The following is a 13,890-nucleotide window of genomic DNA, read 5'->3' as shown; positions in this document are numbered from 1 at the left end:
TCATTTCTCATATTCTCATTCATTAATCATAAATGGCAGAAAACTAATAGGATAGACTATGAGAAATGATTTTTAAGATGGTATTTCTCATAGTTTTTCCGTCAAATACCCCGTATTTTACCTTATTTCTCATACTTGTTGGATGCATTTCTCATAGTGTTTTTCCAATCAACCTATACAAGAATAAAGAAACAGCTAGTCAACCATTATCAGGGAAGTACATATTCTCTTTGTCCCATATATTGTGGGAAAGTATTCCCTATTAACAGGGAAAAGATTCTCTTATTTTGTGGGAATAAATTCTCATAATATTAGGGAATATTTTCCCATAATATATGGGAAAATCGGAACTACAGTTTATCTTCAACCAGAAAAAAGGAGAAGATCGTATTTAACTATGAGAAATACTCTGAAATACTATGAGAATAAGGTGAATTTTAAGCTAAAATAGAAGGTGTATTATGAGAAATGCCGTCTTAGAAAGTATTTCTCATAAGCTATTTATTTGATTATTTGTTGTTTATCAGTCACCTATGAGAATATGAGAAATGAAAATGAAAAATCTTTTCTAGAGGCTGCTGAATTTTTTATTGATACATTTAAAAACGCACCGTAATAAACTAATTTATCATTTAATTTAAGTCTGTGCAGAAACAAAATTAACTTTAGGAAAATTGTCCAGTGAATGGACTTGAAGTTAATCGCTTTGATTATTATTTTTATATGATTCTTTTTAAATTTCTCTTTAGTGGTTTCTTAAATTTCAAGCGTTCATAGTATAAATTTCAATAGATATAGGTAAAAAGTTAGGATTGGTGTTTGAAATTCCACAATATTCCTCCGGTCTGTTTATTTTTCTTTTATGAGTGACCGGAGGAGTTGCTGGAAATCCTGTTTGACTAAAATGAAAACATGATATCATGAGGACTGTTTTCTAAGCTTTTGATTATGAAATTGCCAGACTAAAATCCGTTGGCGGAACTAATAACTAAAATAATATTTAAATGAGAAAAAGAATATCGTTATTGCAAATGGCTGTTTTCTTCTTTACGGCTCAGGTAGCTTGGGCAGGTAATATAAAAACAGAAAAAGTAACACTGGTAGGAAATGGAATTGTAGAATTTATCCCCGTAGGGTATGATGTTTCCTGTACGCCTTCATTAATTCTCTCCCATGAACCGGAAAAGAAAGGTGAAGTACCGGAAAACTGGAAATTAGTTCCTCAATTTACGATGACTGATGGCAAGGCAAATGCCTTATTGGATGTTCCAGCCGGAACAAGTCTGTATGGAGGTGGTGAAGTGACCGGTCCGTTGCTGCGTAATGGGCAAAAGATTAAAATGTGGAATACGGATAATGGTATGTATCGGGTTGATGGTGGCTCACGTCTGTATCAAACGCATCCGTGGGTATTGGGTGTTCGTCCGGACGGGACAGCATTTGGCGTATTGTTTGATAGTTTTTGGAAGGCTGAATTGATTACTAATTCAGATAAAATTGAATTTAATACTGAAGGAGCACCTTTTCGTACTTATATCATAGATCGTGAATCTCCGCAAGCTGTATTAAAAGGACTTGCCGAATTGACCGGTACTATAAGTATGCCTCCCAGATGGGCAATCGGTTATCATCAGTCTCGTTTTTCTTACGTGCCGGAAGCTAGAGTGAAAGAAGTTGCCAATACTTTTCGTGAAAAGAAGATACCGTGCGATGTAATATGGTTTGATATCAACTATATGGATGAATTCCGTGTATTCACGATCAATAACAGGGATTTTCCCGATCCGAAGCGCATGAATAAGTATCTGCATGATAATGGATTCCATTCTGTGTATATGATAGATCCGGGCGTAAAAGTGGATGATAACTATTTTGTGTATAAAACCGGAAAAGAGCAAAATGCTTTTGTTTGTGATATCTATCGTAATGAGTTTCACGGGAAAGTATGGCCGGGTGCTTGCGCATTTCCTGACTTTACCCGTCCGGAGACGCGCACTTGGTGGTCCGGACTTTATAAAGACTTTATGGCTAATGGAATAGATGGCATTTGGAATGATATGAATGAACCGTCTGTATTTGATGGTCCTGGGGGAACGATGCCGGAGAACAATATTCATTTAGGAGGAGGCAACTTACCTATTGGTAGCCATTTAATGTATCATAACGCTTATGGTCGTCTGATGGTCGAAGCTTCTTATAATGGCATGATGGCTGCTAATCCAGGCAAACGTCCATTTCTTCTTTCCCGCTCCAATATTATTGGCGGACAGCGTTATGCAGCCATGTGGACGGGCGATAACGAAGCTACTTATGAACACATGAAACTTTCTATACCGATGTCTATTACATTGGGGTTGTCCGGTCAACCTTTCAATGGTCCGGATATAGGTGGATTTGCTGGGAATACGACTCCCGATTTGTGGGGAAACTGGTTAGGCTTCGGTGCATTTTTCCCTTTTTCCAGAGGACATGCTTCCTGTGATACAAATAACAAGGAACCCTGGGCATTTACTAAAGATATAGAAAAGGAATCACGCATGGCATTAGAACGTCGTTACCGTTTGCTGCCTTATCTCTACACAGCTTTTCATGTGGCTCATAAAGATGGACAGCCTGTGATGGCTCCGGTTTTCTTTGCCGATCCGAAAGATGAAAGTTTGCGTGCTGAAGAGCAAGCTTTCATGTTGGGGACAGACCTGTTGATAATTCCTGCATTTGCAAAGAATCCTTCTCTACCCAAAGGGATTTGGGAAAATTTATCTTTGGTTAAAGGAGATACAAAAGGTAAATATCAGGCTAAATTAAAAGTGAGAGGTGGCTCTATTATTCCAGTAGGCAAAATAATTCAGAATGTGAATGAAAATTCATTCGACCCATTGACTTTAGTTGTTTGCCCGGATGAGGATGGCAAAGCGGAAGGCTCTCTGTATTGGGACAAAGGAGATGGATGGGGATTTCAGAAAGGAGATTATAAACAGCTAACTTTTAAAGCAGAGTTAGTAGACGGGCATCATCTTGTTGTAAAAGTGACAGACGATAAAGGGGAAGACCAAATTGATTTTGGAATGATAAAGGTAGAAGTATTGCATGCTGGTCATACTTATAAATCTTCTGGTGATATAGCTAAAGGCATTACAGTGAAATTGTAAAGGAGAATACAATAAATGAGGAGTTCGTTTATTTAACCATCTTCTTTTTGTACTGTTTAGAACTAAACTTCATCCTTATAATCCAAATGTGATTACTAAAAATAGCTTCCAGTCAAAAACATCAGTAAAAAAGGTTGTTGACTGAAAGCGAACCGAAAGCAAAAAAGAGAGATGAGTTCAGTCTCTTTTTTAGAGCCTCTATATTCGTTCAATAGAGCCTCTGTTTAAGTGAAATGCAGGCTTCGTTTCACTTAAACAGAGGCTCTGTTTTATTCACCTGACGCGTTCTTTGACTTGTTGTAAACGAAAACTATTCATAAATAATGTGTTAGGGATTGAAGGGAAAAGTGTACCTTTGCCCATCGTTTAACCGGAGAAGACAAGATGGCCAAAATAACAGTATTGACTACAGACATCAATGTAGTGTCTATTAATAACGAAGATTATATCTGCATTACTGACATGCTAAAAGCCAAAGATGGCGATTTCTTCATATCAGACTGGCTGAGAAACAGGAATACACTGGAATACCTCGGTATATGGGAGCGGTTGTATAACCCAGGATTTAATTATGGCGAATTCGCCACAATTAGAAATCAGTCGGGGTTGAACAGTTTCAAAATCAGCGTGAAAGAATACGTGGAGAAGACCCATGCTATCGGTATTCAAGCGAAAGCCGGAAGATATGGAGGCACCTATGCACACAAGGACATCGCATTTGAATTTGGAATGTGGATTAGTGCTGAATTTAAAATCTATTTAGTCCGCGAGTTCCAGCGCCTTAAGGAGCAGGAACTCGCGCAACTGGGCTGGAGTGCCAAGCGAGAACTGTCGAAAATAAATTACCGCATCCACACCGATGCTATCAAACAAAACCTTATCCCGGCAGAAGTCACACCACAACAAGCTTCCCGCATCTATGCCAGCGAAGCCGATGTGCTGAACGTTGCCATGTTCGGCCTCACTGCCCTCGAATGGCGCGATGCGCATCCCGACCTGAAAGGAAACGTCCGCGACTATGCCACGGTGAACGAATTGATTTGCCTCTCGAACATGGAGAATCTGAATGCCGTATTCATAGGAGAAGGACTTCCTCAGCACGAAAGGCTTGTCCGATTGAACCGGATAGCTATCCAGCAGATGCAGATACTGGAAGATGTAAACAAGAAGTACCTCAAGTAGCTGCTTTTACCAGGATGAACCGATAGATTTTTAGCACGGCAACTATAATAGTTTTCGTCCCGCCCCGCACACCGACTTGTGTGTGGAGTGGGACGTTTTCGTTTACGGCAAGCCATGTACCCCTACATGTACGGATTCGGGTTTCTACCAAATAACAATGCTTGATTTACAATGTGTTATCAAAAAAAAGGATGCGTCTATGAAGACGCATCCCCTTTTTCATTGATACTACTATGAGTATTTATCAGTTTATTAGAATGTAAGTTGTACTCCTAAGTTAAACACGCGCTGGTTCATGTATGCATCACCGGCGGAGTTGGACTTGATTTCCGGGTCTTGTTGATACTTATCAAAACTTGTCCATGTAAACATGTTGTAAGCATTGAGATAGACACGGAGGTTTGTAAGCCATGAAGGCAACACTTTTGTGGGCACTTGATAGGAGACGTCGATGGTTTTCAAGCGGATGTACCAAGCATCAATTAACCAAAAGTCGGACATATACGCTGCTGCGCTGTTTACAGTTGACGGATTGCTTGTTAAGCGCGGAAATTCGATGGCTTCACCGTTCAGGTAGCGTTCCAATGTCCAGCGTTTCTGGTGTAGAGGTTGGAATTGACTCTTGAAAGGTTCGATACCTGTGCCGTTTACCGAGAAACTGTAGTTGAACGAACCTTGGAAGAGTACGCTCACTGACAATCCTTTCCACGAACCACCGATTGTCCATCCCAGTGTGGTGTTGGGTAAGTTTGGCTTACCGATAGCTCCCTTGTCGAAGTCGTTGATAACACCGTCTCCGTTCAAATCTTTGTATTTCAAGTCGCCGGCTTGGATAGGCACATCGGTATTAGGCACAGCCGGTGCATTTGCGGCTCCTGCATGAATCAAGTCCACTTCTTCAGGTGTATAATAACCTATCCAAGTGTAACCGAATGGTTGACCGATAGGACGACCTGTTGCCGACAACCAATCGTATCTTTGTTGTGCTTCGGCATTAAACTCTACCTTATTCTTAGCATACGAGAATACAAAGTTGGTATTGAAGTTGAACTCACCGAAACGGTCTTGATAACCAATTTGTCCGTCAAAACCCATATTGCTAGTGCGTGCTACATTGATAGGTGAAGTACCCACACCTAGGATTTGCGGTATGTCATTGCGTTTCACAAGCTGATTATATCGTCTATCGTAGAACCAGTCGAAAGTAAATGAGAAGCGGTCGAATGCATTGAAATCGAGACCTATATCAAACTTCTTAGCTTCTTCCCATGTCACACTGCTATTACCAAGGTCACCTTCCGTAATAGCAGTGGAAGTGACATCGCTTTGTCCGAAATTATAAGCATTATCAGTTGCTGTATATATCTGGTTGTAAAGGTAGCGGTTACCCATAGCTACGTCCGAACCTACAATACCATACGAAGCTCTGATTTTCAATAGTTGGATGAAAGAAATGTTATCCTTGAAGAACGATTCTTCGGAGATACGCCAACCCACACCAATAGCAGGGAATATTCCGTAGCGGTGTCCTTCGGCAAAACGGTCGGTACCGTTGTATGCAACATTGAAGTCGACTAGATATTTATCTTTATATTTGTAACCTACGGTAGCGGTAAGACCCTGAAAGTTTTCGGGAATCTTTTCTCCTGTATCATCTGGATTTTTTTCTACGGTACGGCTTTGGCGGCTATACAGTAACGTGGCACTAACGTCGTGTATTCCATTGAATACGCGTGCATAGTTGATGGAGGCCTGAACATCCAGATTTTTCACAGCCTGGTTGGTTCCGGCCGTCAGAGCATACTGTGAATAAGCATATTTACGGTTGGGGTTGATGTTATACTGATCCGTAGTAGGATCGTAGTGGTAGGTAGGGTATGCATCTTTTCCCCGGTTTACCTTGCGGAAGACTTCATCAATGGTAGAGTAAGCGATACGTGCATTGGCCGACAATCCTTTGGTGAGCCAATCCATCTTCCAGTTCACACCGTAGAGAATGTTGTTATCGTTACGGCGTGTACGTGTGTAACCTTCGTTAGCCAAACGTGCATTCAGTGTAGGTCCGTAACCGTCCACATCTGAAAGATAAGCATACGATCCGTCCGGATTGAGTACTGGTGCCGAATAGGGGTGCATGGCGGTGAAATTGTAAATCTCGCCTGTAGCATTCAGACTACTCGGTTCGTTGATGTTCATGAAGCGCGAACTGAAGTCCAGACGCATAGTCAGATTATCAGTAACTGTAAAGTCCAAGTTGGTACGGTAGTCAAAACGGCGGTAGAAATAGCCGGTATTCACATCGTCATCCGCTTTAGCAAAGTTACGAACCAAACCACCTTGTGAGAAATAACCCCCGGATACGAAGTATTTCAAACGTTTGGTACCACCCGATACGTCGACATTGATGTTCGACTGCATAGCCGATTTTTTGAACACTTCGTCGTACCAGTTTACATTAGGATGCCCGTATGGGTCGAACCGTCTTTAAACAGTTCCAAATCATGTTGTGTAAACATTTTAGTCAAACCATCGTTAGTACGTGCCTCGTTGACTAACAGGGCGGTGTTGTATGAGTCTAAGAAGTTGGGTTTACGTACAGGTATCTGACCGCCGGCTTCTGCACGCACATGGATCACTGGTTTTCCTTCTTCACCGCGACGTGTCTTGACTACCAACACACCGTTAGCACCCTTGATACCATAAATAGCAGTAGTGGATGCATCTTTCAAAATAGATATGCTTTCAATCTCATTGACATTGATTTGTGATAGCTGTTCGTAACTGTATTCCACATCATCAACCATAATAAGCGGCTTGTTGCCGTCCTCATTCAAGGAACTGACACCACGGATGAAGAAGTCGGAAGCATCTTTTCCCGGTTGACCGGAACGTTGCTGACTGAAGAAGCCGGGCAGTTTGCCCGATAATGTATTCTGTAAGCTACTTGTAGGAACTCTACGCAATTCGTTGGCTTGAATACCGCTCACGGCACCGGTCAGAGTGATACGTTTCGCGCTACCGCGACCTGTGATAACAACTTCGTTCAGGTTGTTGGCTTCGGAAACCCTCAATGCGATATTCAGTGTGCGCTGATTCGTTATTGCGACTTCCTGATTTTGATAGCCCACAAACGAAAATACCAATGTTTCGCCGCGTTTCACTTCCAGCGAATATTTTCCATCTATATCGGTGATGGTACCCCTTCCGGCTCCCTTTACCAGAATACCCGCCCCGATAAGCGGTTCGTTGCTTTCCCCATCAATAATGGTACCGCTTATCGTAAACGATTGGGAGTATGCCTGTACAATGCAGAGGAGGCACAAGAATGTTATAATTACTCTTTTCATAAGATATTACCAATTAGGGTTTTGAACCATATTCTTATTTTTTATTACTTCCGAATAAGGAATCGGATAGAAATAACGTTTATTGTCCCATTGTACATTGAGCACAGCTTGCGGAACGTAGGTCGTGGAAGTCTGTGATTTAGTGATGTACATTCCTTGAATAGGCTGTGCATAGACCTGTTCGGCAAGTCGCCAACGACGAATGTCCCAATAGCGATGCTCTTCAAAAGCCAATTCAATGCGGCGTTCATTCTGAATCACTTTGCGCATTTCGGCTTGCGTCAAATTGTGTGTCAGCTCATCGGTTGTTAGTCCATACAAATTCTTTTCACCAGGTTCGATACCTGCACGTCGACGCAGGGCGATAATAGCATCATATACAGCTTGCGAAGGAGTAGACAAATATTCGTTTTCGGCTTCGGCAAAGTTCAGAAGTATTTCGGCGTAACGGAACATCATCCAGTTGTGTTGTGTGTCTTGATATTCGTTGGCTGCTTCGAAATCACCCATAAACTTGCGCATGTAATAACTCGTGAGCGAGTATGACGAACCAAGAGGATTATTGGCTCCACCTTGCCATGTTTCCATCGTAGAGTTCACCCATGACGAACCATTGTGTATAATGGTATATTCCAAACGTGGATCACGTTGTGCGTAAGGAAGCTGTTCATTGTATTCATATTTACCTTTATCATTGATAAAGTGACCGTCTTTCATTAAAAAGGCATCGACTAAATTCTGTGTGGGATTGGTGCGGCCGTTTCCTTGTTTGGCACCGCTAAGTCCCAATGGACCGTTAGCTGTTTCCACCGTCTTATCCATTGCGTTTTCACGGAAGAAGATAACTTCTTTATGTTCGTTTGAATACCAATTGGTAAATACATTTTTGAAATTATCGTCAAGTCCCATGATAGCTCCGTCACCTGTTCCGTACGTGTTAATAAAGTTGCGGGCGGCATCGGCTGCTATTTTCCAACGTTCGCGATCATAAGAGGCATATCCTATCAACTCATTACCAGATTCAATGGGCTTTTCGTTGAATAACGGACTTGCTGCATAGAGCAATACACGAATCTTCAGTGCCTGGGCAGCCTGTGTGTTTACTACGTGTGCGCTGGCGGCGGCGTCAGGTAGTGGCAGCGAACGAAGGTCATCTTTGATATCGTCAAGCTCACTTACAATATACTTGATACATTGCTCGAACGTGCTACGTGGCAATTCGATGTTTTCGTTCAATTCGTACACTTTATCACCGATAATGGGCACTCCACCGTAGCGCTTCACCAATTCAAAATAGAAGTAAGCACGCAGGAACCGGGCTTCGGCTTTCATAGAATCATTGAGCCTACGTGTATTACCGAGTGCATCAGTGTAAGTAGTGTTGAAAGGTACTACGTCAATGCCACTCAACAGAATGTTTACGCGGCGAATCACCAAATAAGGGTCGCTCCAAATCATATCCGAGTTAATAAAATTGGAGGCACTGTAACGTCCGATGGCCAGTTTGTATACATCGGACTCGGACGAAATAACAGAGAGCGCATCGTCGGAAGCGGCATCCAGGTAGTCACCATTTACGCCGTTGTGTCCATTACGCATGTAATAGTAGATGCGGTTGAGGTATTTACGTACTACAGTTCCGTTGGAGTCGGTCTTCGAGAAGAGATAATCTTCTGTAAACATATCTACAGGCGTACTCTCATAACTGTCTGTACATGCGGCAGCACTCAATAACAGCATAAATGCTCCTACTGCCCATGTGCCATATTTATTTTGTTTCATATCCATCATTTTTATTAGAAGTTAAGATTGATTCCAGTCGTAATGGTGCGCTGTAACGGATAGCTGGTGAAGGTAACTTCAGGGTCTTGCAAGCGGGTACGTGACCATGTGAGTAAATTTTGTCCCTGTACAAATATCTTCACGCGCAGTCCGCCTAAGTAATTACGGCAGAAGTTTTCGGGTAGTTTGTACGATACGGTGGCGTTCTTGAGACGAATATAGTTGCCGTTCTGTACAAAGAGTGAAGAGTTCCAGTTGTTTCCGTAGTTGTACATATTGCCTCCGGCAGTCAGTCTCGGATACGTAGCTGTTTCAGCTGTTTCGGGTGTCCAACGATTCAGCAAATTGGTGTAAGTTTGTCCGTAGCTTTGTCCGATCACTTGGAATCCTTCGAGCAACGTGCGGTCGCTATTATATAAGTCGCGGTTGTAAGCACCTTGGATAAGTGCTGTAACTTCCAACCCTTTCCATTCAAAGCCTAAATCAATACCAAAATAGCAAGTCGGTTTGTCGCCACCAATCACAGTACGGTCGAATTCGTTGATTTCGCCGTCACCGTTCATGTCTTTGTATTTCACGTCACCGGCTTGAATATTGTTGAAGCCGTTCATTACGGGATAACCATCGGCTATATCTTTAGCTGTGAGGAATCCGGTAGCTACCAATCCGTAGATGGCACCGGTGGGTTGACCTGTCATTTTCAGATAGTCGTAAGGTACATATTGCTCGTCCATGAACAACCGTTTGTTCTGTTCCATACTCCAGTTGGCTGATACATAATAGTTCACCTTACCGATGTGATCTTGCCAGCTAAGTTGTGTTTCCAATCCGTAGTAACGTGTTTTTCCGATATTTTCTGACGGATAAGCAATACCCAGCAATTCGATGCTCTTACCACGTGATTGCAATATGTCGTAGTAGTAGTCATTGTAATAGTCGGCCGAGAGAGTCAAACGATTCTTTAACAAGGTTAAATCTAAACCTACATTGACCTTCCTTCCTTTTTCCCATGTCAGGAGGGTATTAGCCAATGGGGATATTTCCGACACTGAACCTCCGTTGCTCATGGATGTACCGTTGCTATACCAGAATCCGCCATCTTCATTGTATCTCTTTAAGTAGCTGAAGTAACCGGCATTGTCGATTCCGTTTCCTGTATGACCGTAGGTGGCACGTAACTTGAGTTGGTCTATCTTTGATGCCTCCATAAACTTCTCTTTGCTGATATCCCAACCCAGACCTACTGCCCAGAATGTTCCCCAGCGACGTCCGTTGTCATAGCGGTTGTAATAACTTTCCGTTACGGCTGCTTGCGCGAAGTATTTGTTATCGTAATTGTATTCAACTTTCTGTCCGATGTTCGATGGAATCATAGGCAGGTCGTAGTTGTTAAGTATGGTACGTGTATCGCCCCAAAGTGAAGCTTTCACACCATGCATACCGAATTGGCGTTCCCAGTCTACATACATTTTGCCATACATATATTGGTACGTCGATACTGAACGGTAACTGTTGGTTTGTGAACTTACATCTCCATACTTGTCATAAGCCTCGTTGCCTTGTTGGGTTATGCTGTATTGAAATACTTGTGCCTGTTTAGTACGAACGATAGCAGTACGCACTTGCGATGAGATGTTTCCTGTTGCACCAACGGAAAGTCCTCTCACTAATTTATCGAAGTCATATTTCAAATTAATGGTTCCTACGACGTCGCGGGTATTGCTTGAGATATATCCCGAACCAGTGGTCTGTGCATAGAGGTTTTGGGTATACGAAGCGTTACCACCATACGTACCGTTGGGATTTAAGACGGGATAAGCATTGTTGGGAGTCTGCCATACGTTGCTCAAAAGGTCGCTGTATCCTGTCCCCGAAATACCTCCAGGTTGGTTTCCTTCTTCTATACGTCCCATTAAAGACATGCTTACCTTAAATTCATCTGTCACGTTGATGTTTACCTTCGATGTGATGAGATACCGGTTGTACTTGAAATTGGTGTTGTAGCTATTAGCATCGCTCGTCTTGAACAATCCGTTTTCGCTGTAATATCCCAAACTTACAAAGTATTGAGCCACTCGTCCGCCACCTGTTACATTCAGATTATAGGCTTGCGACGTAGTAGAATTGTTCATAATAGCATCTTTCCAATTTACGTCGGGATGCAGATAAGGGGAAGTTCCATTACGATAGGCTTCGAAATCATCATACGTATAGAGTGGTGATTTGCCATCATTGAGCAATGCTTCGTTGAGCAAATAAGCATATTGATAAGCCGAAAGTGGATTTGGGCCGGATTTCAATGCACTGGATATACCAAACTTTCCGGTGAGTGAGAGATGGAAACCACCTTTTGTATCAGGATTTTTGGTAGTAATAATCAATGCACCACGTGAACTGCGCATTCCTAAAAACATATTGGAAAGGGCATCTTTTTGAATGGTAACCGATTCAATGGCTTCGGGATCTATGGAATAAAGGTCACGTTCTACACCATCGACAATGGCTACAGGCGATTGTCCGCGTGCTGAAATGAGAAACTCCGAATTATCTCCGTAGATACCTCCACCTACATTAGGAATAGCTCCCACTATATCGGATTTAGTATTGGCATCAGTCCGTAACAGTTGCATGCCACGGAAAGGTGATACATTAAGACCTTTCAATCGTCCTTGCAATCCGGTAAGGATGGTGGCTGACTGATATTTTATCAAGTCGTTGGTATAAACCGTCGAAGATGCTCCTAGGGTATTACTTTTAGTGTGATCCACACTGTCTATCGGTGCATCTTGTGCCTTTAGTGCGACGGCAGCTATACATAGTAGTCCCGTCGTTATCATTTTATACATATTCTGTTTCATTATCAGTAGAATATAAGGTTATCACTCGCAATAGAACGTATATATGAATGGTTCCTTCTGCGGAGGAAGAGGTATATTTAACATTACGAAGTCATCATCAGACTGTGTAACGGAGATAGATCCATCGGCATTAGTGAAGGCATATTCAATACTTACAAGCTCTGTTCCTTCAGGTACATTGAAGAACCCTTCCGGCCAGAATGTGATATTGTATGTTTTGGTATACTGATTCTCTCGTTTCATCAGGGTCTTGTCACTCTTCTCATTTACAGTATAACGGTGTCCGTCGCTAGCTACCGCCGTTCCTTCAAAATAGATCTTATCGGCCTTGACAAGTGCATTTTCGTCGTCCATGCCTCCAATGAAGCTAAAGGTTATAAAGTCGTTTTGCAATGCTGTTAATGGAGTGGTTTTGTTGAAGTGTTCGCTACAGAAGTCAGTAACAAGTCCTTCACCTTCTACTACCTCAAAACATCCGGCTTCCTCACATTTCTTTGCATCTGCACTTGTACTGAAGTTATCGTCAGTACTGTTAATAAAGAATGATGGTTTGAAACGCAGATTTTTGTTTCCTACCGGTACACGGACATAGATTGTAAAATGAATCTCATCTGCGACACCGTTATAGGGTCTTGTCCAATAGGCTGCCCATTCCATATCTTCCAGAATATTGGTACCGACACCGTATTCTTGCATGAGAGCAGCCGACCATGACAATCCTGGTTTGTTGCTAGGTTGTTCGGTCAATGGGATAAGCGTCATGTTTTGCTCACCTATATTCGGATCAAATGTATCTTCTGTGTACGAAACTCTGGCATTTTGTGCCAGATTCCAACTCTTAGGAGCCAAAAAACCGAAAACAAGTCGTTTGTCATTGCGTGGGTCTCCTTGAACCTTAATGTGTCCATGCATTTTGAAAGTAGCAGTCGTTCCGCCTTTGCATAGTTTACGGCTTTTCCATCTATCATTTGGGTTATATCGACAGAATCGATAAAGAGGCAACTCATAACGATGAAAGTCATAAGTATAGTTGATAACGCTACGATGTGCCGTTTGCGTTGAAGCAAGCTGATTAATTTCTTTTTCATAAAGCGTTATGATTTTTAGTTTTCTGATATTTTCTTGAATACATAGGTGTAGGTATTCGAACCACACCCGGGGCTATGAGTAATCACGATGTTACGTTCGCCATTGGTAATGGGGAATAGGATATCGGTACTGGCCTGCTCCGTGGCTCCATCCTCTGTGAAATAGAGGCGAAAAGGATAATAGATATCGTCAACTTTCCACGTGCCATTGTGGCGTACCACAAAAGGCAGATAGTTTTCAATTGTGTACTTACCATCTTTCTTCAGGTCAATTTGGAACTGGCTGAAGTCCATGGTTTCGGTAATATCATTACTGTTGCGGCTCACTGTGGTGAGTTGCCACGTGCCTGATATGTCTTTGACCTGCTCCGTGTTTTTGTCAGGATCAGCAGGAGCAGAGAACGTATCACACGATGTCACAAGCAGAGTAGTCAGCAAGGCTATTGCCGCCAAATGTATGCTATGTTTCATATTTTGGATATTT

The 13,890-nt window shown here is 42.3% G+C and carries 6 protein-coding genes and 1 pseudogene; 2 read left to right on the top strand and 5 right to left on the bottom strand.

The window, feature by feature from the left end:
• Nucleotides 1–1,004: 1,004 nt before the first annotated feature.
• The gene (locus DXA05_RS08235; protein WP_128859029.1) at nucleotides 1,005–3,149 is read left to right on the top strand and encodes a TIM-barrel domain-containing protein; all 2,145 of its coding nucleotides are present in this window, start codon (nucleotides 1,005–1,007) and stop codon (nucleotides 3,147–3,149) included.
• Between the two features lie 384 nt (nucleotides 3,150–3,533).
• Nucleotides 3,534–4,331: a KilA-N domain-containing protein gene (locus tag DXA05_RS08230; RefSeq protein WP_074908808.1), complete on the top strand. Its 798-nt coding sequence runs from the start codon at nucleotides 3,534–3,536 to the stop codon at nucleotides 4,329–4,331.
• Between the two features lie 252 nt (nucleotides 4,332–4,583).
• On the opposite strand, the pseudogene DXA05_RS08225 reads toward DXA05_RS08230, so the two are convergent.
• The 5 genes and pseudogenes from DXA05_RS08225 to DXA05_RS08205 form a co-directional block, all read right to left on the bottom strand.
• A pseudogene (locus DXA05_RS08225) lies at nucleotides 4,584–7,678 on the bottom strand (TonB-dependent receptor).
• Nucleotides 7,679–7,684: 6 nt separating this feature from the next.
• The gene (locus DXA05_RS08220; RefSeq protein ID WP_128859028.1) at nucleotides 7,685–9,460 is read right to left on the bottom strand and encodes a RagB/SusD family nutrient uptake outer membrane protein; all 1,776 of its coding nucleotides are present in this window, start codon (nucleotides 9,458–9,460) and stop codon (nucleotides 7,685–7,687) included.
• A gap of 14 nt (nucleotides 9,461–9,474) precedes the next feature.
• Entirely contained in the window at nucleotides 9,475–12,306 is a 2,832-nt protein-coding gene (locus DXA05_RS08215; RefSeq protein ID WP_128859027.1) for a SusC/RagA family TonB-linked outer membrane protein, read from the bottom strand.
• A 33-nt stretch (nucleotides 12,307–12,339) separates the two neighbouring features.
• On the bottom strand, nucleotides 12,340–13,473 hold the full coding sequence (locus DXA05_RS08210) for a DUF4961 domain-containing protein (RefSeq protein WP_284515474.1): 1,134 nt from the start codon (nucleotides 13,471–13,473) through the stop codon (nucleotides 12,340–12,342).
• Nucleotides 13,422–13,877: a DUF5004 domain-containing protein gene (locus tag DXA05_RS08205; RefSeq protein WP_004301484.1), complete on the bottom strand. Its 456-nt coding sequence runs from the start codon at nucleotides 13,875–13,877 to the stop codon at nucleotides 13,422–13,424. Before DXA05_RS08205 ends, DXA05_RS08210 begins: the two co-directional genes overlap by 52 nt.
• Nucleotides 13,878–13,890 lie beyond the last annotated feature (13 nt).

Origin of the sequence: Bacteroides sp. AM54-2NS (genome assembly GCF_003602935.1) — a bacterium.
GTDB classification, from domain to species: domain Bacteria; phylum Bacteroidota; class Bacteroidia; order Bacteroidales; family Bacteroidaceae; genus Bacteroides; species Bacteroides xylanisolvens.
Note: the sequence above shows the minus strand (reverse complement) of the source record. Positions and strands in the feature narration are given on the sequence as shown.